Genomic DNA, 22,038 nt, shown 5'->3' on the forward strand with positions numbered 1-22,038 from the left:
CAAATAAAAAGAAAAATTATTTAACTGTTGCTGCTAAATGCACTGGGTCAAGCAATTTATAAAATGTTCCCGCATTCGTAGGCCCAAAAGACTCCAGATCGACCATGCGACCCGTTGCTGTATCCGATAAAGTCAAGCGACCATCCGCTCTGTAAATGAGCTCAAAGGGTGGCCCACTGTCCAAGCCCCTACGCTTTCTTTCTTGGGCAAGCCCGCGCAAAGTACCCCTAATAAATCCTGCCTCACCCTGAACAGACTCAATCTGCTGTCCAGTTTTGTAATTAATTACGGCAATCGAGCCATCTGGCCGATCTTCAAAGCGCAATTGCAAGACTTTAACTGGCGCTGCATCCGGCTCTCTCACCTGACTTAAATCGCGGCTATTAATAAATACCAATAAGAGCACGATGACGATGACGTCGACAACCAGTATTTTTGCTACTGGCGATAGAAAATCTTTTCTTTCTGGAGCGCTCATGCCGTCTGCACTCCCGCTTGTGTCACTTGAGCATCGAGTACTTCCATTTTGCTAAGTCCGGTAGATACAGTCCAAGCTTCTGTCAATATGGTTGCAACTGCCTTGGCATCAGGAACGCAACGCATCATAGGTTCCGGTGTAGCTAAACGCCATGGGCGTACATGAGGCCATAAATGAAAGAAGGCAATCTTATCCTCGGTAGCAATCTGCATCGGAATATCGCCCGTTCCATCTTTGTATAGCTTGAGATCTGCACTACCCAATGTCTTATAAGGGAGATTAAATGTCACAGTCAAAACAATGCCAACCCTCATTACGATACGACGGTTCGTTAAGGTATACATAGTCGTCGTTGCAGACCAGTAGGCTAATAGTCCAACCAACACAAGACCAATCACAGCTAAGAAGAAGGCAAGCGCTACGCTACTCCATCCTTCGGCCAAGCCACCCTCACTACCGAATACTGAAATCGCTTGCCAAATCACAATCACTGCAAAGTACAAGCTAAGCCACTGCAAACGAAATACATGCTTAGCCATAGAGATCCAATTTGGAGCGCCCTGCCACAAGATCACTTCGTCTTGTGGCAATGGTTCTGGCAGCCCTAAGGCGGCCTCAAACTCATACTCTGCTGATTGATGTGGTTTTTGATTCACAAAATACTTTCAATGAATAGCAATTTAAATAAGGGGTTCTTGACGCTCAGGTGTTGCATACAAGGTGCCGCCACCAAAGTAAGCCATGATCTTCTCTTCTTCTAATAGGGTGATTTGATCCTGACTCTTTAATCCTGGAACCAAAGCAAATTGATTGGCAAGAATTGATTCAACCTTGATATAGTCCCGATGAATTCGTGAGAAATTGATCGGCAGTAATACTCTTCTGCTACCAAACTCTGGCAAGGTTTCAATTTCAAAATAGCGAATCACGACTTCAGCCTGATCAATCCAGAGCTCTTTCACGGTACCCGCGATCAAACCATCGTCACCCATGACTTCCATACCAACTGGCGTTTTATCTTGTTTGGCTACCGTAAATTGACCGAGTAAACGTCCAGGCAGAATTCGCTTTTGACCTTCTGATGTCATATCAGGAATGTCTGCGCGCTTCGTAAATGCACCCGGTCCAACGCCATCTAGCATTGGGTTTCCGGTTGGGACTAAAGGAGCACCATTGAGGTAGCTTGAAGGTCTGGCGGCCACTTTTTCCAAAGGCTCATCTTTTGGAACGGTTACATCACCCCAATACTCCGTATGAAAAGTCTTCGGTGCTGGCATACCCGCTATGCCGGCAGCTCGTCGCGTCTCGCCTCGAATGTCATACTCCAGCGGAAATCCTTCACGCTTACTTTCGATAGTAAGGTAATAGACCAGTGCTGCAAAAAATACCCAAAATGCATACAGCACCAATTGCGCAACATCTACATATTCTGTAATTGCTCCGGTTGCCATCTTGCTCTCCCTTTTAACAATAACGCTTAATGTGAAAAAACATACTGTGCCGCTATTTAACTCGGTAATTCATCTAAACCAAACTTCTGAGAAACATTCATCATGGGCTGCTTGTTCATGATGACTAAAGGTCCAATTGCGATCAATGTAATAAACAGTAAATAAAATTCAATGTGATATACAAAGCTATAACCTGTAGCGGTAGATAGCAGGCCGTCCCCTAACAAGCCACTGGTCGCTAAGCTAGAAATCCCATCACGTATTACGCCGCCAGCTGCAATAGCAATGCCCGATGCGGTAGCATGTACTGCACCCCATGCACCGAGAACTAAACCATTCATGCCACCTGACTCAAAACTCATTGCAGCTGTTAAGGTGCTTACAGAAAATAAACCGCCTCCAAAGCCAATCAAAAATGCACCGCAACGAAATAGCGTTGGGGAGAGCAATGGTTCGGAAAAAATCACACAACTAAATGCCAGAATGCCAAATAGAGCGCCAATGGCAGCAAGGCGATAGGAATCAATAGAGCGATTTAAATAACGGGCTGCGAAACCAAAAGCGATTAAAGCGCCTAAGGACGTCAGGCTAGTTAATACTGTAGTTGCACTGACTGATAGACCCAGCACTTCAGCGCCGTACGGCTCCAAAATAATATCTTGCATGCTAAAGGCCGCCGTGCCCAAACCTAAGGCCACTAAGAAACGCATCACTTTGCCTTGCTTTGCAAAAGTTGCCCAAGTTTCTTTAAAGCTAGGGGTTGGAGTTGAGTAGGCTGTTAAATGGGGCTGGCGAGGCTCTTGCTTCCAGACTGCGATTACATTGAGTATCAGAGTAGTAGCAGCGACACCCTGCACTACGCGAATTAACAGCAGAGGTGTAATGTCAATAAGCAAATAGCCGAAGATGGCGCTGCTGACAGCCATACCTACTAACAGCATCATATACATGAGCGCAACTACTCTAGGCCTGGCCTGAGGTTCAGCGAGGTCTGACGCCAAAGCCAAGCCAGCCGTTTGCGTAGTCTGCATACCAGCACCCACTAATAAAAAGGCTAGCCCAGTTGCTGCTTGTGCAAACCAAGTAGGCCATGTGGTGTCACCTGACAACAGAATTAATGCAAAGGGCATGATGGCAAAACCACCAAACTGCAACCAAGAGCCAATCCAGATATAAGGCACTCTGCGCCAGCCAAGGAAAGACTTGTGACTATCGCTCTTAAATCCAACCAAGGCTCTAAAGGGAGCAAATAGAAGGGGCAAGGCAACCATAATCGAAACTAAAGCGGCGCTCACTTGCAGCTCAACAATCATCACGCGGTTTAAGGTACCAATGAGCATTACCATTGCCATACCTACTGAGACCTGAAATAGCGATAATCTTAAGAGACGACTGAGTGGCAACTCTTTGGTGGCGATATCAGCAAAAGGCAAGAATCTTGGACTCACTCGTTTCCAATTTTCAAATAGCTCTTTGCCGCGCCAGGTCAGAGTAAACATTTTCATCTCTATCGCACTGTGCTTGGATTGGCCTGCTTCTTACTAAGACGCATAGCCTGTGAAAAATAAAAAGCACGCTGTACTTTTTGGGTGCTCACTGGCGCCCAATCAACTAGACCATCATGCTGACTAAAAGTTCTGGTGAGGGAATCCATCGAAATCGGCTGGATAAACGGTGATCGATCACTACGCGGAAATAAGCTACCAATAGTAAGTAATGTACTCAGTGCTGCATTATTGGGAGCAAAAGTAAAGGCGATATTGGCTCGTGTACGATCGGCAAGCTTGGCCATAGCATCAGCAATATCCAAATGGTGATAATGAATCATCGAATCCATACAAACGACATGATCAAATTCACCTAAGGCAGGATCGAGCATATCGCCAGAGCGAAACTCAATAGAGCCCGCTCCAAAATCATTGCCAATTCTCTCGCGAGCTAAATCAACTAAAGTGGGTGATAAGTCAATCGCGAGGACATGTGCCCCGCGCTTCGCTAAATCGGCTGCCAACACTCCAGTGCCACAGCCAGCATCCAACACTCGATGCCCAGTCAAATCATTTGGCAAGTAACTAAGTAATAGGTGGCGCATTTCTTCACGACCCGCTCTGACCTTGGCGCGAATACCACTCACTTTCGCAGTCGAAGTTAACTTCGCCCAAGCATCAACCGCCGTCCGGTCAAAGTATTCCTCTAACTGGCTACGTTTTTGGGTGTATGAATTCTTTTGCATGAGTATTGAGGGAGTCTTTTAAATTACTTTAACCAAGGGGAATAAATATAGGCGAGGAGATGCGCAATGATTGCTATAAATCCAAAAAATTGTGTCCCTTGAACTAGATTGCGATGCAACTCTTCCGCCTCCTCCGCACTTAAACCGGTTAAGGTGGCTTGAGAGCTATAAACACTCGCCGCTTGAGCAGCTTCAAGGCGAATAGCCTCAGCGCCAATCCGAGACTCGCGCTGCTTCTTTTCTTGATCTAAGCGCGCCATCCGCAACTTCCAAATAAATTGGCCTGCATTAATCACATAAGTTGCATATGCCGCTAATGCCAAAATCATTAATTGATATTGGTCTAAGTATCCCGTTGCTAAAGCCACTAGATATAGAGTATGCAAAAGCAATACCAACATACTGAAGACATCTTCCCAGAAGAATGCCGGCGCAAATAAGTAGCAATTGAAGACTACTTTTTCCCAAATGCATCCAGTAATCATGATGGTGTAGAGCGTTAAAGTTTTCACCACCACCGAGATATTGGCCGCGGACTCCCCTTCCCCTGTCCACAAAAAACGAACAACTAAATATAAGCTGACTAAAAAAACTAAGAATTGAACGGGCGCTAAAATTCCCTGAACCAGGGTCCATTTAGTCTGGTCTCTTCTTACCCTCTCCTCTGGGGTGTAAAGAGGTTTATATATTTTTTGCATGCACAGTCTGCTGTATTTTCCAAAACAACTTTAAGACAATCGGTAACGCACTTTTTAAAGCCAAAAGTGTCACAGAAAGTTTACGGTATTTAAGAAAAGAAAGTCCTCGGGATAACCCTAGACTGGTATTTTCCCTATGGCAAGTTCCTGAAAAAGGAGGCTAAATGGTACCGGATCAAAGTAATCCCTTTTGACACAAACTGGATTACTTATTGCACTGCAGCATATTTTCGGTGAGCATTCAGCACCCTTCGCTTTGTATTACTCATTACATCTTTGGGAGATGGGCTTTGTCGGAATCGCTGAAAAAAACATTCGAATCTAATTTAGGCGAATTAGATAATGCAGAAATGATGCTGTGGCTCAATAAAACCATCGAATCTGAAATCATTCCCCGCTTGCTCATGGGACATAAACTTTTTTCTGCCGATGATCAGAATGGAGAAGAAGCTAGTGAGATTGAGGTGAAACAGACAGAAATTGTCGACTTTTGCCAAACACTCATAGATGGGCCAGTAGAAGACTGCTTCTCCTTCATAGAGCGGATGCAAAGATCGGGGCATTCTCTTATCTCCCTCTATGTGAATCTCATCCCAGCGTCCACTAGGCGCTTGCAAGAGCTTTGGGAGAACGATGAAAACAGCTTCACGGAGGTTACGCTTGCCTTAGGGCGTGCTCAGAATCTGATTCACCAGCTTAGCCCCATTTTCGTAAATCAAAGTAATTTCAGTGAGTTCCAGGGAAATGCCCTTCTTGTTAATGTGCCAGGATCACAGCACACCCTAGGCATCTTAATGTTGGGTGAGTTTTTCAAACTCGCCGGCTGGAATACAACAGTGGAAATTGAAATTTCTAGCGACGATTTAAAGGATCGAGTTCGCTTGCAAGCCTGTGATTTAGTTGCCATTTCTATCTCAACTGAGGCTCAGTGGGATACAATGGAATCATTATTAAAAGAATTAAAAAGAGTCTCAAAAAATAAAGAGGTGTTGACGATGGTGGGTGGTCCGTTATTCGACTTCAAACCCGAGCTAGTCAGTAGCTGCTCTGCAGACGTTTGTGCCCTCACAGCAGAAGAGGCCATTAAAAGGGTTTCTGACCTGCTATCACAAAGAACTCGCCTAAATTAAGATGCCCATCTCACAGCAACCACATAATCTCTATCAGAACTTAAGCAGTGAAGAGCTTAGCCATTTAGCGCAAGCATCCGCTGACATCTCCTTTGTATTGGATGACTCTGGATCAATACAAGACATCTACTCCCATAAACAAAGTCTAGCCAAGCATATTCCAGATGACCTCATTGGGAAAAAATGGTCGGACGTAGTTGAGCCTGATAGCAGAAAAAAAGTTCAGCACTTGCTGGACGATGCCAACCGAGACATTATTTCCAAATTTAGGCAAATTAATCTCTCCAGCAATTATAAAGATACTGGATTGCCAATAATGTGCACTTCAATCAAGGCTCTGTCGAATCAAAAAATTATTGTGATTGGCAGGGATCTTGAAGAAATCTCTCAGCTACAACAAGATTTAGTGGTCGCTCAAAAAAAGATTAGTCAAAACTATCTGCAAATAAATCAGCTGGAAGAACGCTTTCGCTCTATCTTTGAGATGGGCGCTGAATCCATCATTATTCTTCAAGCGGATGATGGTTACCCAATAGTCGAGATGAATAACAATGCTATCAAGCAACTACTGGTTGCTAAAAATGATTGCATTGGAAGATCGTTTCTATCGCTCCTACCCGCCGATGAACTCAGTAGAGTAACCAGCTTTTTTCAAGAGATGCTCGAAATAGGTGAGTCTAGAGACTTAAATACCTCCTTTATTGGCGGCAAAAAAATTCATATCAGCGCAAGCTCTTTTACCAATAGCGGGAAACCCCACTTACTACTGAATCTGAAGCCACTGGACCTCGCCCAACCAGCCCTTTTATTAGAGTCAGACTCTTTAACCGTGAAGGCCATTGAAAATAATGCTTACGGTTTTGTCGTTTGCACCCCGGAAGGCCTAATCCTAAAAGCCAATAAAGCTTTTATTAAGTTAAGTAGTGCCAAGGGTGAGCAAGAATTAATCGGTACCTCTATACAAAATTATCTAGGCTCAGAAACGGCAGATTTTGATCGGATGATGCAATCTCTCAAGGGAAGAGCTAGTGCGCAATCCTGCATCTCCTCGATTAGCAACAATGGTAGCAGCTTTAAATTGGTCGATATTTCAGCGGTATCCGTGTCTCATCCACGCGCTTGTGTAGGTATGATTTTTAGACAAATGGATTCGAGAGAAAATAAAGATAAACGCATAGATAAAAAACTGGTGCGTAGCTCTGAAGAATTATCAATGTTGGTTGGAAAAGTTCCTCTAAAGGACATCCTTACCGAGACAACTGACTTGATTGAGGAACTCTGCATCAAAGCTGCTCTAGACTTAAGCAATGACAACCGCGTTTCAGCCTCTGAAATCTTAGGCTTATCACGTCAAAGCCTATATATTAAGCTGCGAAAATATGGCTTAGTAGAAAGCGACATTAAGGCTATTGATTAGAAAGACCGTAATGAACGGCCAAGTTGCCTTAATGGTTTTGGTTGATATCCAATTATCAAAAAAAATCAGCGGTATTCTCAGACTCATGTTTGCCCGCCTAGGGCTCTGGAGGACTCCAGGACTGGAATTCTATAAACATATGGGTTCAGGCAAAAATGGTGGCTTCTCGATTCATCCCAGCGGAACCCATCAGGCACTCTTTTGCGTTTTTCAAGACATAGCCAGCCTAGAGCAGTTTTACCAATCCTCTAGATTAATTCGCTGGTACAGGGCACATGCTCAGGATTTTTTCTCAGTCAAACTGAAGGCCTATTCCATTAAAGGTCAATGGTCAGGCTTCGCTCCACACATCACAGCTGAAGCGCCCTCTGCTGGTCCAATCGTATCGATTACCAGAGCATCCATTAAGCCCCTATATTGCGTTCCCTTTTGGCGCAAGCAACCCGCAGCAGAAATCTCACTTGAGCAATCTTCTGGTTGCATTATTGCCGCCGGAGTTGGTGAAGCGCCTTTCTTTCGACAGGCAACCTTCACCATTTGGGAATCTCAGGCGGCGATGGATCAATATGCCCGACAAGGCGCCCATCAAAATGCAATTCGCGCGTCCTTGAGTGGCCATTATTTTTCTGAATCCATGTTTTCTCGCTACATCCCTTTTGATGCAGATGGCAGCTGGAAAGGTCGCACCCTTGTCTAAACTGCCAGTCGTTATTGTCGGTGGCGGCATTGGTGGCTTAAGTTGCGCACTCGATCTGGCGTCTTCTGGAGTGGAAGTCATTCTGATAGAAAAAGAGGATCGACTAGGCGGTAAGATTCGGCAATTAAATTGCTCTAGCGACCCTCTCTCTCCTGCGCCGATAGACTCTGGTCCAACGGTCTTTACCATGCGCTGGGTTTTTGATGCGCTCTTTCAAAAAGCGGGTACTACCTTAGAATCTGAACTAAAGATTACTAAGCTGGAAATATTGGCCCGTCATGCATGGAGCAAAGATGAGCGGCTAGATTTATTTGCTAATGTGGATCAGTCAGCCGAAGCGATCAAGGAATTTTCTTCTGCGGCGGAAGCAGATCGCTTTCTTCAATTCTCCCAACAATGCCGCAAACTCTATCGAGCACTTGAGAAACCCTACATGCTTTCTGAAAAGCCTAGCTTCGGAGGCATGATTACGGATCTTGGAATATCAGGATCCAAGGTCTTGTACGAGATTGGCTTATTTAATACATTATGGAAATCACTCGGCGACTACTTCCACGACCCCAGATTGCGCCAACTCTTTGGAAGATACGCAACGTATTGCGGATCATCCCCCTATCAAGCACCCGCTACCTTAATGTTAATTGCTGATGTGGAGGCGCAAGGGGTATGGGCAATTGAAGGTGGCATGTACAGCCTAGTCAAAGCCCTTCAGAAGTTAGCGCAAGATAAAGGTGTCCAATTCATGACTGGCCAAGCCTGCGAAGAAATCCTAATAGAGCAAGGTCGTGCTAGTGGAGTGAGATTGGCTGACGGCACAAACATTCAAGCACAAGCAGTCATTTTTAATGGTGATCTGGCTGCGCTTCAAACGGGTTTACTGAACCCAGCTAGCAAGCAATCTTTGAATGCAAAAATGACACCACCTAGCGCTGCCAAAAGATCGCTTTCTGCAATGACCTGGTCAATCAATGTCAAAGCAGATGGCTTTCCTTTGGTCAGACATAATGTATTTTTTAATCAAGATTATCGTGCTGAGTTTGATGATATTTTCCAGAAACAACGCCTTCCCCAAAAGCCAACGGTTTATGTATGCGCTCAAGATCAAGGTGATGCATATCAACCCAGCTCAAAACCACAAAGACTGCTGTGCCTAGTCAATGCCCCAGCAAAAGGTGATCAGTCAGAATTCAATGCTCAGGAAATTGAAGCATGCGAGCACGAAACGTTTAGTCTTCTTCAACAATGTGGTCTTAATATCGACTTGGATAGCGCAATATGTCAACGCACAACGCCCTCTCTTTTCAATCAACTCTTTCCAGCAACGGGGGGAGCCCTTTACGGTCAAGCCAATCATGGCTGGATGGAAACTTTTGGGCGAGCTTCAGCGCAAAGCCCGATTCCGGGTCTTTATTTAGCGGGGGGCAGCGTACATCCGGGTCCGGGAGTGCCAATGGCAGCGCTATCGGGACGAATGGCGGCCGCAACCCTGATGGATCACCTCGGTTTGATCAAGCTGTCGGGGAGAACGCTTATCTCTGGTGGTACATCGATGCTCTAAGTGATGATGGTAAGAATGGCATCGTACTGATTGCATTTGTTGGTAGCGTTTTCTCACCCTACTATGCCTGGGCCAGAAGAAATAACATGGCAGTTAATCCTGAAAATCATTGCTCCCTGAATGTTGCCATCTACAGCCCAGGAAAAAATCGTTGGGCTATGACTGAGCGAGGAGAAAAACAAGTCTCCCGAAACTCTACCGATTTTGTGATTGGTCCAAGCAGTCTGCATTGGGATGGCAACAAACTCATTGTTAAGATACAAGAGCGTGCAGTACCTTTTGGGCAAAAGATTGCAGGTACTGTTGAACTCTACCCTAATACCTTATTTAACTTTAGTACACCACTAGATGCTGCCGGCAAACATCGCTGGGGCCCTCTTGCTCCTTCGGCACGAGTCAAGGTGAACTTAAATTCTCCCGACTTGCAATGGGAAGGCAACGCTTATTTGGACTCAAATGAAGGTGATGAACCTATCAGCGAAGCTTTTCATGAATGGGATTGGTCACGAGCAGAAATGAGTGGCGGTAGAACTTCGGTAATCTATGATGTTCGAGAAAAGAATGCTCAAGAAAATCTATTGGCACTGACTTTCAACCCTAATGGAACGATTGATCATTTTGAGCCTCCCCCAAGACAAGCTCTTCCAAAAACGATGTGGGGAATTCAGGGACATATGCGCAATCAAAACTCTGAGACTCTGAGAGTCCAAAAGGTTTTAGAAAACACTCCTTTTTATACCCGCTCTGTTTTGGATTCCGAACTATTGGGAGAAAAGGTGCTTTCGTTTCATGAAACCTTAAGCGTACCAAAACTCACTTTGGCGAGCACTCAATTCATGCTTCCTTGGAGAATGCCTCGTAAGACCTGGTAACTTGCTCCAATGACTACTGAAGAGCCCTACCACTCTTGCGAGGGCTGCGACGGCGCTCTTGTCGCTCCATGAGGTCTACGAACCATAGCAAACGATCGTGGGCCGTTCCATCAAAGCGTTTCTCATGTGGCACTTCAACTACCGCATTCACTAAATACTGAATCGCTTTGTCAGCATCCACTTTAAGTTGCCTAGAAAATATCTTGGAGATAGCCGTAAAGGCTTCCGCCAACAGCATTACTTTTCGCTTAGATGGCACATAAGCCCTTGTAGATACAGAATCTAAATTAAGCTTCTCTACCTGTCGACCAATCTCGGCATAAATCAACCGAGCCGCCTGAATCGCTGGACGGCAATCCCATGGTAAATCAGAAATTCCGCTCTCTGCACGGGAGTACAAAACATCCGCATGCTTTAAGAGGCGGGCAATCACGCTCGCAATTTGATCATTAAACTCAGGCTTACTTAACCAAACTTGAGGATCTAATCCAGCCTCTCTGAGCCAATTTAGGGGCAAATAGATGCGCCCATTAGCCGCATCTTCACCCACATCACGCGCAATATTAGTCAATTGCATGGCAAGACCAAGCTCACAGGCTCTTGCTAATGTCTCAGGCTCCCGACGATCCATAATGACGCACATCATTGCACCAACAGTCCCCGCAACTCGCGCACAATAATCAAGCAGATCTTCCAAGCTATCGTAAGTTCTAAATTGCGTATCCCACTCATAACCCTCAATTAAGGCTAGGGGTAAGCTAATAGGAAGATCAAATTCTTTGACGACAATGGATAAGGCCCGATCAGCAGCAATATTGTCTGGCGTTCCTTGATAGATTCGATCAAGACGTTCACGCAACTTAGGAATTGCATCAGGCTCTGCATCTACTGCATCCGCAACATCGTCAGTAATCCGACAAAATGCATAAAGTGCAGTTGCAGGATCCCTCACTCTCTGAGGCAAAATTCTGGAAGCCGCGAAGAAGGACTTGGATCCATCTCGCATAGTTGCGACGCACTCTTGAAGATCTTTAATGTTTTGACTCATGCAGTCACTTTTTTAGGTTCGGCTACTACAGACATTAATGCTTTTGCTGAAGATAAAACACCGGGGATACCCGCACCCGGGTGAGTGCCGGCACCAACCATATAAAGCCCCTGAATATCTTCACTACGATTGTGTGGTCTAAACCAAGCACTTTGAAGTAGTAGTGGCTCAAAACCAAAGGCAGCGCCTTTGACTGACAAGAGACGATCCTGAAAGTCTTGAGGAGTCATGAGGAATGATGTTTTAAGGTGCTTTTCAAATCCAGGTAAAACACTTTCATCCAAGTACTTAGCAATTGCTTGACGATAGGGCTCAGCCTCTGTAGCCCAGTCCGTACCACTCTCCAAATTGGGGACTGGGGCCAATACATAGAATGCATCACCTCCAGCAGGCGCCAAGGATGGGTCCGTGGCAGTTGGTCTATGAAGATACAGACTAAAGTCATCCGCCAGTACATGTCTCTTAAAGATATCCGTCAATAGCTCTTTATAACGCTTGCCCAATAGGATCATGTGGTGCGGCACATCGGGATATTGCTTATCCGTACCAAAGTACCAAACAAACAGGCTCATAGAGTATTTGCTCTTATTGACCTTGGCGTCAGTCCACACTTTTCGATACTCAGGAGCGATGAGTTTTTGGTAAGTCCAGGCAGCATCCGCGTTGGAGACCACAATATCTGAGGGAATGAATTCACCATTCGCTAGCGTCACGCCTTGAGCCTTACCATCCACTACTTCAATGCGCTTGACCTCAGAGTTCAGGCGAATCTCCACCCCCCTACCAGCTAGCAAGCCTACAAAACCCTTAATTAAAGAGCCTGTTCCACCCATCGCAGAATGAACCCCATGACGGCGCTCTAAGGAATTGATCAGTGCATAGACTGCGGTAACAGAAAAAGGATTGCCACCAATTAGTAGTGGATGAAAACTCATGACTTGACGTATCTTGTCATTCTTTAAATGACGTGCAACCAATTTGTAGATACTCTCCCAAGCCCGCATCTTGATCATTGATGGAATTGCACGAACTAAATCCCCAATCGAGTCAAATGCAGTCGAACTTAACTCTTGAAATCCAAGTTTGTAGCATTTTTCTGCTTCTGCTAAAAATCGCTCATAACCTGGCAAGTCTTCTGGTGCAAACTTCGCAACTTCGGCACGCATCCTTGCTGGATCGCCCGTGTAATCAAAATGAGTGCCATCATCAAAGCGAATTCGATAGAAAGGATCCATTAGACGCAGATCAACATCATCTGACATCTTCTTGCCACACAACTCCCACAACTCATTGAGTAGAAATGGTGCGGTAATAATGGTTGGGCCTGCATCAAAGGTATAACCATCGCGATGATGGACGTAAGCCCTGCCCCCTGGAGCATCTAGCTTGTCGAGAACAATAACCTTGTAGCCTTTGCAAGACAAGCGGATAGCGGCAGCCAACCCACCAAAGCCACTGCCAATAACGATAGCAGTAGATACATTCTCTTCGTTTAAGTCAGCTTTTTTAAACATTTCCTTAAACCAACTTTTCTATAAAAAAAATAGCGTCATATTGATCCTATGACGCTATTGGTTAATACAAACTATAGATTACTTCATTGCGACAGATTTTGCCGGTGGGGCAGGATCTTTAGCCTTCAACGCTGGCTTAGCTGGGCCAGTTAAGAATGGATAATCTTGTAACATCGATACACCGTAAAGAGGTTTGTAAGCACCCTGATGGCATGTAGCGCAGTTGGCTTTAGCAACATCACCCGTTGGGCCTAAACGATGCGGCGGAAATAATCCTGTAATGGGAGCCATGTAATTATTGTTAATATCTTGCGCCATTCGAATCGCATACCATGCTCTAGCTCTTTGAGGCGGACTTTGCTCCCAAGATGCTATGGCCCGAGTGTTATGACAATAGGTGCAGTTGACTCCTAAAGATCTGGAGAAATGCATCATCAATCCATAAGTACTCTCGGTTGCATTAATACTGGTCTTATTGCCCGTAGGTAATGCAGTATCGCCATTTACCTCAATTTTGCCGTCATTAAGTAAATAGGCTGCGTAGGTATTCTTTGGCAATGATGAATAGCCAGAGCCATCAACTGGCGTATTTTGACCATTCTTATTACCCAACATACCATTGCCGACTTTTTCTACGGGATCTTTAAACCAAACATTTTGCGGAATGTTATTGCCACGATGGCATGTATAGCAAGTCACACCGGTCTGAGCAACGTGATCTTGCCATTGAGTATTCACTCGTTGGGTCATCAAAATCATATTGCGGGCAACTTGTTTGGTATAGAGTGAATCATCTGCAAAGTTGGCAGGATTATGGCAATAAGTACAGCCTTGCTCTGGTGCAACCCAACTTGTCATCGAAACCATAAATGAACCAAATTGAGCAACGCTCAAATTATTGAGAACCTTGACATTTTTATAGACAGCGCCTGCCTTTGGTCCCTCAGCCGGTGCAGCCCCATAAGAGACAGGCACAGTATTTTTCGCAGCTTGCTCAGCCAATATGCGCGGGTTATAAATCAAGTCCATGGCAGTTCCACGGTAACCATGCTGGACAGCTTCTATTGGCGGTCTCTCGCAGCCAGACAGCAGCATCACACTTGCCAGCAGAGCCGGCAATATCAGAAATTTTCTAAATTGCTTCATGGCTTTACTCCTGTGATAACAGGTGCAGCAGGGGGAGGAGGCATTACAAATCCAGATGTGCCAGGATCGGCTATTGGGGTACCAAATACATAGGGATAAGAAGGTGCAACATTATGTTTGACTGCCCATAAATACCAGTTATCCACTACGGTACCGGTGAGCAAAATACCAATACCACCAACTAAAGGTGTTAGTACTGCAAACCACCAAGCCCAACGGTGAATGGATTCCATCGTGGCATTAAAGCCCATAGTCCATCTCCAGAATAAAGCTGCTCTCTCTGAAGCAGTACCGCGATCGACGATTTGCTCAATCTCACGTTCGCCACCAAAGCGACTGACTGCCAAAATCGTTGCACCATGCATGGCAAACAAGAGTGCTGAACCATATAGGAAGACAATCGAGAGCATGTGGAATGGGTTATAGAATAAATTTCCATAACGTAGTGAAAAAGCAGCAGTCCAATCTAGGTGCGAAAAGATGCCAAATGGCACAGCTTCACTCCAGCTACCCATCATGATGGGACGTATAAATCCTAATACTAGATATAACCAGATCGCCGCTAAGAAGCCCCAGGCGATATGCGTACCCATACCCAAGGCAACAGCGCGGCGATACATTCTTGCCCACCACAAAAGAATCGAGACGGTCAAGAAGAAGCCTGCCATCATCCACCAGCCACCCTCATTGAGCGGCATAAATAAAGACAGGCCATGCTTAGGTAAAGGTGGATCTAAAGATAGCCAAAATAATTGGCGCACAAATTCAATGGGGTTCCAATTAACCGAGGCCAACATATTCCAACCCATAATCTGGATTGCAATAATTCCAAAAAATAATGAAGCGATGCCTAAGCCGCCAAGATAAATTGGTCCAAGCTGAGCATTACCCAAACGACCAAATAAATGTATTAAGACGGGCTCGCCAAAACGCTCTCTTTCATCACGAGGATCTATATGAACCCCATGATGTGGCGGAGCAACTACTTGAACTTGAGTAAATAGGTTTTGATATTCCATAATTTATATATTCCCCTCTTATCGCCAGATCGGCAGGTTTAACCACCAGCCCCACCATTCAGGCCAACCACGAGTCCAGAATGGACCGCTAATCACAATACAAACAGCGCTCCAGAAAACTGCTGCTAAAGCTAAAAATAATCCAAGACGATGAATACCTAGAGTTCCGATTGAATAACCGATTGCATCTCTAAAGAAAGTATCTTCATGCTCAGGCGTTTTAACAAACTGCCCTTTCTGTGGATTGGTGGAGGACAAGACTAGGCCGCCATGTAATACCAAAGCAAAGGTAGTAGCAAAAAATAAGGACACAGCGATCATATGCGCTGGGTTGTAGTGGAAATGTAAGTACTGATAGCCCGTATTGGAAACCCAATCTAAGTGACTCAAGATGCCGTATGGAAAACCATGACCCCATGCACCCATCAGCACGGGCCTGATGATTACCAAAGTGAAGTAAGCAAATACCGCCATTAAGTAGGCAAAGGGAACATGAAGACCCATGCCGAGTTTTCGACAAATTTCAATTTCACGTAAAGCCCATGAAAGGAATGCGCCTAGGGCACATACTGTAATCAGCTGCCAAAGGCCTCCTTTTAGCAGGGGGGCAAAACCCAATCCATAACTGATATCCGGTGGGGCAATATTAATTTGCCAAGGGTTCCAGGTAGGTCCCTGTGAGGCACCCCATAAAATGAGTGCGGTGCCTAAAAAGGCAAAGAAAAAAGTGGTGACGCCAAAAAATCCAACATAAAACGGCCCTACCCAAAAATCGAATAAGTCCCCTCCCACTAAGGTACCTCCACGAACTCGGTACTTTCTCTCAAAACTTAGCATGGCCATTTTTTATATTCTCCAATGAATGGATAAATAGGGTTGAGCTAAAAAGCTGTTTAGCCTAACCCTATTCACCATTTTTTTTACAAATTACTTTGCTGCTGGTACTGATGGTGGCATTGCAGAATTCTCTTTTGCTTCCATCGCCTTGAACTGGGCTTGACTTAGACCATCTAGCCAGTTGTAGCGAACACTGCTCAGCAAAATCAAGTGAATCATTGCTGCAAGACCAAACAGAAAAATACCTTGAACAACCATTGATCGCAACGGATCATAAAGTTTCCAAATTCTCCACATAATCTTCTCCTAATTTAAATAAGACATAAAACCATAAACTGCCGATCTCGTGCCATCGATAAGCGATTTTTCTTCAGCTCCAGGAAGCCAAGAACTCCACTTCGTTGGCAAAATCTGGGTGAATAAAGAAATAACAAAACACACTATGAAACATAAAATAAAAATAAGATTAAAAGTGATTGAGTCCACTCTAATCATATTTTTTTCTCTGCTGATAACGTGATCCATTTTCATATCATTCCCCTAAGATTTATTCCGTTTTCAATGGAACCAAGGACGCCATGCCCAAACTAAAATATGGGCTACGACAGCTATAGAAGTAAAACCAACTAAACCTTGGATATACAACTGGTGAAACTCCTTGGCTTCGTCATCAGTAAGGCCAGATATTGAACCTGTTCTGTGATCGCTCATAACCAATTACCTCCTTCAAAAATAGCCTTGCGGCCGTTACCGCGCTTGACCCGCGCGACATGGGCTGTAGCGTACGGCATGCCACATTCTGTTTTCAACAAATCGATTGATTTGTTGTAATTGACTTTTGTTAAGGAAGAAATCACGCCTCGACCTCCTCAGTTATTTCTTTGCAAGAAGACTTCACTCTGGCAGCCGTAATTCTTTCTTCACCAGCCTTCTCTGCATCTTGCTCTACGCGGTCTCGCATCTCTTTGGCAGCAGAGATCTGAATTAGTACTGGCCTGGTTTTAATGAAGTCTGCAACTAATTTCTGGGCGTCCTGATCCCAAGGTAAAGCGTTTGAGCGATAGGTGCGGGTTAGTGATGCATCAACTTTGTCCATATCTGTACCTAATGGCAAGATATAAAAGAGTGCATCAAACAATCCGTTACAAAATTCTTGAATGATGTATGTTGCACCGGCGTAACCCATAAATGGAGTACCGGTATGGCGGCGAATGATCGCACCAGGAAATGATGAAGGGATATAAGAAGCTTTACTACCAGTTTCAGCCAGGTACATTCTTTCGTTGTAGCTGCCAAACATCACAAGCGGTGGCTTCTCTTTGGTGAGCTTGCGGACTTCTTGATTATTTGTTTTCTCTCCAGGCTTTCTGGGAACCGCAAAGCTACAAGGCAGACCCATCTCATCTGATAAGAAATGACGAATACCTCGGGTATAAGTTTCATTAGCAACCACTGCATAACTGGCTGTACTGAAAAAATCTTGGGTCACTGAACGCCATAAGTCCCAGATTGGCTTAATGGTGGTGTGTTTTTCACGCTCAATAAATGGCTCTGGATCTAAACCAAGCAACTCACCGAGTTTTCGTAAGAATTGAGTAGTACTATGTAAACCCAGTGGTGCTTGCAAGTAAGGGCGCTCTAAAGCTTCACAAAGCATGCGTCCAAATTCGCGATACATACAGATATTCACATCTGCATTCACTAAGTTCTCCACTTCAGCCAAGTGAGATCCTAATGGGAAGACCATATTAATTTCAGCACCAATGCCTTCAGCTAAACGGCGAATTTCTGCTAAGTCGCTAGGCATATTGAAGGTGCCATAGCATGGGCCAATAATATTGACACGGGGCTTTTCGCCTTCGGCCCTTGGTTTACGTTCTGGAATCTTGCGAGTGCCGTATTCACTCCACAACCAATACATGGCACGGTTAGCACATTGCCATTGATCTTCATCAATTGTTCTTGGTAAGAAGCGGGCAATATTCATACCCTCTGGAGTAACACCGCCACCAATCATTTCTGCAATAGAGCCGGTTACGACCACAGCCGGGAGATCGGGGTCCAAAGTGGCGTGGGCACGCTTCATTGCGCCCTCAGTACCTTCACGACCTAACTGCTCTTCCTCTAGACCGGTAACTACAATCGGCAACTCATGTGGAGGTAGCGCATCGGTATAGTGCAGGACTGAAGTTACTGGTAAGTTTTCACAGCCGACAGGACCGTCAATAACTACTTGCAATCCTTTGATTGCAGTAAATACATAGACCGCCCCCCAATATCCACCAGCACGATCGTGATCGATGACAAACATTACATCATCTCCTCAGCTTTGCGCTTCTTCAATTTCTTCTCTAGCTTGCGGCGAACCTCGGCCTTGAACTCTGGGTGATCTTGTGGAATATTCTCCCAAACGCCTGATTTATAGCCAGATCCAACATCGCCAAAGAACGCCTTCATCTCATCAAAGCGCGCTTGATTACCAATCGCAGCATTGATCACTTGCGCCAGTGAGCCAGCGCCTGCAGGCCCCATCAAGGGTCTTGCTGAAATCAAATTGGTAAAGTAGAGCGAAGGGATTGAAGCTTGCTTAGCTGCTTGAACTACTGGAGTAGTTCCAATCGCTAAGTCTGGCTTGAACTCTTTCATGGCGGCTAAATCTTGTTCCAAAGAAGCGCGGAACTGAACGTGAACGCCTTTTGCTTCCAACCATTCACGATCTTCATCGCTCCATGGGGTGCGTGGGCAAGCAGAACCTACATAGCGTACATCAGCACCACTCTCAATCAGCAAACGTGCCACGATGAGCTCTGAACCCTCATAACCACTTAAGGTAATGCGTCCTTTAATTGGGGCAGCAGCAAGCACGCCCTTAATTGCTGGGAGGATACGGTTTTGCGCAGCTGCAATTAAATCTTGCGGGGTGTTTGTCGATTTGCCAATAGCCTCTAACCATCGAGCAGTGCCTTCGTAACCTACCGGGGCAGAGCCCACAATAGAGCGCCCTGCTGCTTCAAATTCACGGATACAAGAAGTATAAAAAGGATGCAATGCGGCAACCGTTACACAATCAAGTGCTTGATACATTTCACGCCATTCACGAGTGGGTACCGAAGCACCTACCTCTAAACCCATCGGCTCAATCATCATGCCAATGCCAACGGGATCGGCTGGGAAAATTTCACCTAATAAAGTAATCGTTGGCTTGCTCGAGCGACCAGCGCGTGGTGCCTGGACTGGACCGGACATGGCTTCATTGCGAGCGTAATTAAGCATGGCGCCTGCCAATACATCTTTAGCTTCAGCATGAGTTGGCACACCGAATCCTGGCACGTCAATACCGATGATGCGTACACCATTAATTTCTTTTGGCAGTAACTGAAGCGGCACGCCACTAGCTGTTGGTACACATAAGTTAATAATGACAATAGCGTCATATTTTTCTGGATCAGCTTCTTGATAGACGGAATCACGAATGTCTTCAAATAACTTACCGGTGACCAATGTCTCTGAATTAAATGGTACATAACCAACACTACGGCGTGCACCATAAAAATGTGAGGTAAAAGTTAACCCATAAACGCAGCATGCAGAACCAGAAAGAATCGTAGCAGTTCTGCGCATGCGTAAGCCTACTCGCAGCGCTCCAAATGCAGGGCACATACTTTGCGGTTGATCGTGCGGACCCTTTGGATAATCTTTCGCATACTGTTGCAATGTTTCTGACTTGCCGGCTGCCTTAGCAGCAGCTAGCATCTCTGCTTCACCGGAGTGACAACCTAAGCCATCTCCTAAAGTAGGATCAGTCTTTAACTTTTCCTCTGGGGTAATGGGAATAATGGTTTTATTCATAGCAGCGTATAGCTCTCTATCTCTTTAGGCTTGATCGTAGATAACTTCGAGTGTTTTCTTAATGACTTCGTCTTTACCCATCATGTCTTTCACAGTGGCGGGTTTCAAAACGATATCGCGACCAGTTACTTCTGAAGAGAACAAGCCTAATAACTCATCTTGACTGAGTGGCTTAGGACGCACTGGGGGAGCTTCTGAAACATTCGTAGCCAGCTCCTCAAATAGCGGCGCCCACTGCGTACCAGGCTGACCAATAATTTCATAGCTAGCACTCTTACGACGAATATCTTCATTTGCAGGAATGGCAGCCAACACAGGAATACCGGCCTTTTCAGCGAAAGCCTGGGCCTCACCAGTTAGGTCATCTTTATTGATCACCATGCCTGCTACACCAACGTTACCGCCTAATTTGCGGAAGTACTCCACTGCTGAGCAAACATTATTCGCAACGTAAAGAGATTGCAAATCGTTACTAGCAACTACGATTACTTTTTGGCACATATCTCGAGCGATTGGTAAGCCAAATCCGCCACAAACCACGTCTCCCAAGAAGTCGAGCAATACATAATCAAAGCCCCAATCATGAAAGCCTAATTTTTCTAATGTTTCAAAGCCATGAATAATGCCGCGACCACCGCAGCCACGCCCTACTTCTGGGCCACCGAGCTCCATCGCAAACACACCATCACGAATAAAGCACACATCACCAATCGATACTGATTCGCCAGCTAATTTTTTCTTAGAAGAAGTTTCAATAATGGTTGGGCAAGCTTTGCCGCCGAACAGGAGTGAAGTCGTATCACTTTTTGGATCGCATCCAATCAATAACACTTTCTTGCCTTGTTGGGCCATCATGTATGACAGATTGGCAAGGGTAAAACTTTTACCAATACCGCCTTTGCCATAAATAGCAATGATTTGAGTTTCTTTAGTTACTGGACCAGTGGACACTGGATCTGGCTCAATAGCAGCCTCTTTTTTTAAGTCCATAAACTGAATTGTTGCTGTTGCCGGGATGCTTGATGAACTCATTGCAGATTTCTCCAATCTAGAACCATTTTTAAACAATCGATATTGTTAAAAGCCGTGTGATAGGCCTCGTTTGCATCTTTAGGTGATGAGCGGTGCGTGATCAAGCCGTCTAACTTTAATTTTCCTGACTCGACTAAATCTTTGATTGCAACTAAATCCCCAGGAGCCCACTGCGCCGCGATACGAATGCGGGCTTCACGCATAAAAGCTTGGGGGAATGAAAAAGAAATCGTGTCATAAAAACCAGCAAGCACTATTTCACCGCCGGGTGCAAGACAGCTGATTAGCGTATCAACTAAGCGGGAATCGCCACTGACATCCACAATCGTTTTATATTTTTTAACTTGGTCATCTTTGGGATCTATTGCGTCGTAACCTACGGCACCTTCACGACGCCCTGCATTGGTCTCCCACACTACCGGTCGCTTACCCTTGGCAACTGCAATCCGCGCAATCAAGCGACCTAATACGCCATGACCAATAATCAAATCAGGTTGCTCTTGTCCAGGACCAGAAGTCACGTGGTAGCCAGTAGCTGCCAGCGCAAACAGAATCGCCTCTTCACCCAAGTTGTCGTCAATTGCAATTACGCGCTGACTGTCCACAACCACCCGCGACGCTGCGCCACCGAATAAGCCCTTAATTTCTCCGTAGCACTTTGCTCCAGGAACGAATACTCTTTGCCCTACTTTCAAGCTGGAATCTGTACCTGCTTCCACTACCCTGCCAACAGACTCATAACCCGGGACCAATGGATAGCCCATACCTGGAAAATTAGGCATTTTTCCAGTCCATAGTAATTTTTCTGTACCCGTACTGATTCCGCTCCACTCCATATCCACTAAGACGTCTATGGTGGTCATAGGGGTTAATTCAAGATCGGTAAGAGTGACACTTTCTGGTCTTTCCAGAACGATCGCTCTTGTTTGATATTGATTGGTCATTTCTCGCTAAGGCTTCTTGTTTTTTTGGATTAAAAGTGTATAAAAATATTTACACTTTGTTTTTAACCTGTATTTGCCCAATTGTCATCTAGGGGTTTTCTCTATAAACCAGATT

The 22,038-nt window shown here is 45.2% G+C and carries 22 protein-coding genes; 5 read left to right on the top strand and 17 right to left on the bottom strand.

Translation table 11 applies throughout. From position 1 onward, the window contains the following. Nucleotides 1-16: 16 nt before the first annotated feature. The 6 genes from puhC to bchF are packed head-to-tail and all read right to left on the bottom strand — an operon-like array spanning nt 17 to nt 4,860. Entirely contained in the window at nt 17-478 is a 462-nt protein-coding gene (puhC, locus tag ICE89_RS04810; RefSeq protein ID WP_215298531.1) for a photosynthetic complex assembly protein PuhC, read from the bottom strand. Then, entirely contained in the window at nt 475-1,134 is a 660-nt protein-coding gene (puhB, locus tag ICE89_RS04815) for a photosynthetic complex putative assembly protein PuhB (protein ID WP_215324936.1), read from the bottom strand. Before puhB ends, puhC begins: the two co-directional genes overlap by 4 nt. A 24-nt stretch (nt 1,135-1,158) precedes the next feature. Next, the gene (gene puhA / locus ICE89_RS04820; protein ID WP_215298533.1) at nt 1,159-1,929 is read right to left on the bottom strand and encodes a photosynthetic reaction center subunit H; all 771 of its coding nucleotides are present in this window, start codon (nt 1,927-1,929) and stop codon (nt 1,159-1,161) included. A 56-nt stretch (nt 1,930-1,985) separates the two neighbouring features. Further along, the gene (locus ICE89_RS04825) at nt 1,986-3,434 is read right to left on the bottom strand and encodes a BCD family MFS transporter (RefSeq protein WP_304608636.1); all 1,449 of its coding nucleotides are present in this window, start codon (nt 3,432-3,434) and stop codon (nt 1,986-1,988) included. Nucleotides 3,435-3,436: 2 nt separating this feature from the next. Further along, complete coding sequence (bchM, locus tag ICE89_RS04830; RefSeq protein ID WP_216265075.1) at nt 3,437-4,162, bottom strand: magnesium protoporphyrin IX methyltransferase; 726 nt, start codon at nt 4,160-4,162, stop codon at nt 3,437-3,439. A gap of 23 nt (nt 4,163-4,185) precedes the next feature. Then, the gene (gene bchF, locus ICE89_RS04840) at nt 4,186-4,860 is read right to left on the bottom strand and encodes a 2-vinyl bacteriochlorophyllide hydratase (RefSeq protein ID WP_255558704.1); all 675 of its coding nucleotides are present in this window, start codon (nt 4,858-4,860) and stop codon (nt 4,186-4,188) included. Between the two features lie 290 nt (nt 4,861-5,150). Between bchF and ICE89_RS04845 the strand changes: the two genes are divergently transcribed. From ICE89_RS04845 to ICE89_RS04865, 5 genes are all read left to right on the top strand, one after another. After that, a complete protein-coding gene (locus ICE89_RS04845) occupies nt 5,151-5,990 on the top strand; it encodes a B12-binding domain-containing protein (protein WP_216265076.1) in 840 nt (279 codons plus the stop codon). A gap of 1 nt (nt 5,991) precedes the next feature. Further along, nucleotides 5,992-7,407, top strand: coding sequence for a transcriptional regulator PpsR (gene ppsR, locus ICE89_RS04850; RefSeq protein WP_216265077.1), 1,416 nt, complete (start codon nt 5,992-5,994; stop codon nt 7,405-7,407). A 10-nt stretch (nt 7,408-7,417) separates the two neighbouring features. After that, entirely contained in the window at nt 7,418-8,104 is a 687-nt protein-coding gene (locus ICE89_RS04855) for a spheroidene monooxygenase (RefSeq protein ID WP_216263615.1), read from the top strand. After that, nucleotides 8,097-9,662 (top strand): 1-hydroxycarotenoid 3,4-desaturase CrtD, encoded by a 1,566-nt coding sequence (gene crtD / locus ICE89_RS04860; protein ID WP_255558705.1) that lies wholly within the window; start codon nt 8,097-8,099, stop codon nt 9,660-9,662. Before ICE89_RS04855 ends, crtD begins: the two co-directional genes overlap by 8 nt. An 86-nt stretch (nt 9,663-9,748) precedes the next feature. Next, nucleotides 9,749-10,534, top strand: a complete 786-nt coding sequence (locus tag ICE89_RS04865; RefSeq protein WP_255558706.1) for a carotenoid 1,2-hydratase — start codon at nt 9,749-9,751, stop codon at nt 10,532-10,534. Nucleotides 10,535-10,547: 13 nt separating this feature from the next. On the opposite strand, the gene ICE89_RS04870 is transcribed toward ICE89_RS04865, so the two are convergent. The 11 genes from ICE89_RS04870 to bchC form a co-directional block, all read right to left on the bottom strand. Beyond that, a complete protein-coding gene (locus tag ICE89_RS04870) occupies nt 10,548-11,582 on the bottom strand; it encodes a phytoene/squalene synthase family protein (RefSeq protein ID WP_216265079.1) in 1,035 nt (344 codons plus the stop codon). Next, the gene (locus ICE89_RS04875) at nt 11,579-13,096 is read right to left on the bottom strand and encodes a phytoene desaturase (RefSeq protein ID WP_216265080.1); all 1,518 of its coding nucleotides are present in this window, start codon (nt 13,094-13,096) and stop codon (nt 11,579-11,581) included. The genes ICE89_RS04870 and ICE89_RS04875 overlap by 4 nt, the downstream gene beginning before the upstream one ends. A 78-nt stretch (nt 13,097-13,174) precedes the next feature. After that, entirely contained in the window at nt 13,175-14,242 is a 1,068-nt protein-coding gene (gene pufC, locus ICE89_RS04880) for a photosynthetic reaction center cytochrome PufC (protein WP_216265081.1), read from the bottom strand. Beyond that, the gene (gene pufM, locus ICE89_RS04885; RefSeq protein ID WP_216861959.1) at nt 14,239-15,261 is read right to left on the bottom strand and encodes a photosynthetic reaction center subunit M; all 1,023 of its coding nucleotides are present in this window, start codon (nt 15,259-15,261) and stop codon (nt 14,239-14,241) included. The genes pufC and pufM overlap by 4 nt, the downstream gene beginning before the upstream one ends. A gap of 18 nt (nt 15,262-15,279) precedes the next feature. Beyond that, nucleotides 15,280-16,098 (bottom strand): photosynthetic reaction center subunit L, encoded by an 819-nt coding sequence (pufL, locus tag ICE89_RS04890; RefSeq protein ID WP_255558707.1) that lies wholly within the window; start codon nt 16,096-16,098, stop codon nt 15,280-15,282. Between the two features lie 90 nt (nt 16,099-16,188). Further along, nucleotides 16,189-16,395, bottom strand: coding sequence for a light-harvesting antenna LH1, alpha subunit (pufA, locus tag ICE89_RS04895; protein WP_215298547.1), 207 nt, complete (start codon nt 16,393-16,395; stop codon nt 16,189-16,191). 261 nt (nt 16,396-16,656) lie between these two features. Then, nucleotides 16,657-16,809 carry a light-harvesting antenna LH1, beta subunit gene (gene pufB, locus ICE89_RS04900; protein ID WP_112294336.1) on the bottom strand — a complete coding sequence of 51 codons (153 nt, stop codon included), beginning with the start codon at nt 16,807-16,809 and terminating at the stop codon, nt 16,657-16,659. Nucleotides 16,810-16,951: 142 nt separating this feature from the next. Then, entirely contained in the window at nt 16,952-18,409 is a 1,458-nt protein-coding gene (gene bchZ / locus ICE89_RS04905) for a chlorophyllide a reductase subunit Z (protein WP_215298549.1), read from the bottom strand. Further along, complete coding sequence (gene bchY / locus ICE89_RS04910) at nt 18,409-19,947, bottom strand: chlorophyllide a reductase subunit Y (protein ID WP_255558709.1); 1,539 nt, start codon at nt 19,945-19,947, stop codon at nt 18,409-18,411. The genes bchZ and bchY overlap by 1 nt, the downstream gene beginning before the upstream one ends. A 24-nt stretch (nt 19,948-19,971) precedes the next feature. Then, nucleotides 19,972-20,979 (bottom strand): chlorophyllide a reductase iron protein subunit X, encoded by a 1,008-nt coding sequence (locus tag ICE89_RS04915; RefSeq protein WP_088524707.1) that lies wholly within the window; start codon nt 20,977-20,979, stop codon nt 19,972-19,974. Next, nucleotides 20,976-21,923 (bottom strand): chlorophyll synthesis pathway protein BchC, encoded by a 948-nt coding sequence (gene bchC, locus ICE89_RS04920; RefSeq protein ID WP_215298551.1) that lies wholly within the window; start codon nt 21,921-21,923, stop codon nt 20,976-20,978. The genes ICE89_RS04915 and bchC overlap by 4 nt, the downstream gene beginning before the upstream one ends. Nucleotides 21,924-22,038 lie beyond the last annotated feature (115 nt).

The sequence above is a fragment of the Polynucleobacter sp. AP-Kaivos-20-H2 genome (genome assembly GCF_018882215.1).
Taxonomy (GTDB): Bacteria; Pseudomonadota; Gammaproteobacteria; order Burkholderiales; family Burkholderiaceae; genus Polynucleobacter.

Bases quoted from the DNA above. Each gene is read 5' to 3' on its own strand.
- ICE89_RS04855 (WP_216263615.1), top strand. From the start codon at position 7,418: ATGAACGGCCAAGTTGCCTTAATGGTTTTGGTTGATATCCAATTATCA.
- pufB (WP_112294336.1), bottom strand. From the start codon at position 16,809: ATGAGCGATCACAGAACAGGTTCAATATCTGGCCTTACTGATGACGAA.
- bchC (WP_215298551.1), bottom strand. From the start codon at position 21,923: ATGACCAATCAATATCAAACAAGAGCGATCGTTCTGGAAAGACCAGAA.
- pufA (WP_215298547.1), bottom strand. From the start codon at position 16,395: ATGTGGAGAATTTGGAAACTTTATGATCCGTTGCGATCAATGGTTGTT.
- pufC (WP_216265081.1), bottom strand. From the start codon at position 14,242: ATGAAGCAATTTAGAAAATTTCTGATATTGCCGGCTCTGCTGGCAAGT.
- ICE89_RS04915 (WP_088524707.1), bottom strand. From the start codon at position 20,979: ATGAGTTCATCAAGCATCCCGGCAACAGCAACAATTCAGTTTATGGAC.
- ICE89_RS04865 (WP_255558706.1), top strand. From the start codon at position 9,749: ATGGCAGTTAATCCTGAAAATCATTGCTCCCTGAATGTTGCCATCTAC.
- pufL (WP_255558707.1), bottom strand. From the start codon at position 16,098: ATGCTAAGTTTTGAGAGAAAGTACCGAGTTCGTGGAGGTACCTTAGTG.
- ICE89_RS04870 (WP_216265079.1), bottom strand. From the start codon at position 11,582: ATGAGTCAAAACATTAAAGATCTTCAAGAGTGCGTCGCAACTATGCGA.
- bchM (WP_216265075.1), bottom strand. From the start codon at position 4,162: ATGCAAAAGAATTCATACACCCAAAAACGTAGCCAGTTAGAGGAATAC.
- puhC (WP_215298531.1), bottom strand. From the start codon at position 478: ATGAGCGCTCCAGAAAGAAAAGATTTTCTATCGCCAGTAGCAAAAATA.
- puhA (WP_215298533.1), bottom strand. From the start codon at position 1,929: ATGGCAACCGGAGCAATTACAGAATATGTAGATGTTGCGCAATTGGTG.
- ICE89_RS04825 (WP_304608636.1), bottom strand. From the start codon at position 3,434: ATGAAAATGTTTACTCTGACCTGGCGCGGCAAAGAGCTATTTGAAAAT.
- bchY (WP_255558709.1), bottom strand. From the start codon at position 19,947: ATGAATAAAACCATTATTCCCATTACCCCAGAGGAAAAGTTAAAGACT.
- ICE89_RS04875 (WP_216265080.1), bottom strand. From the start codon at position 13,096: ATGTTTAAAAAAGCTGACTTAAACGAAGAGAATGTATCTACTGCTATC.
- pufM (WP_216861959.1), bottom strand. From the start codon at position 15,261: ATGGAATATCAAAACCTATTTACTCAAGTTCAAGTAGTTGCTCCGCCA.
- bchZ (WP_215298549.1), bottom strand. From the start codon at position 18,409: ATGTTTGTCATCGATCACGATCGTGCTGGTGGATATTGGGGGGCGGTC.
- bchF (WP_255558704.1), bottom strand. From the start codon at position 4,860: ATGCAAAAAATATATAAACCTCTTTACACCCCAGAGGAGAGGGTAAGA.
- ppsR (WP_216265077.1), top strand. From the start codon at position 5,992: ATGCCCATCTCACAGCAACCACATAATCTCTATCAGAACTTAAGCAGT.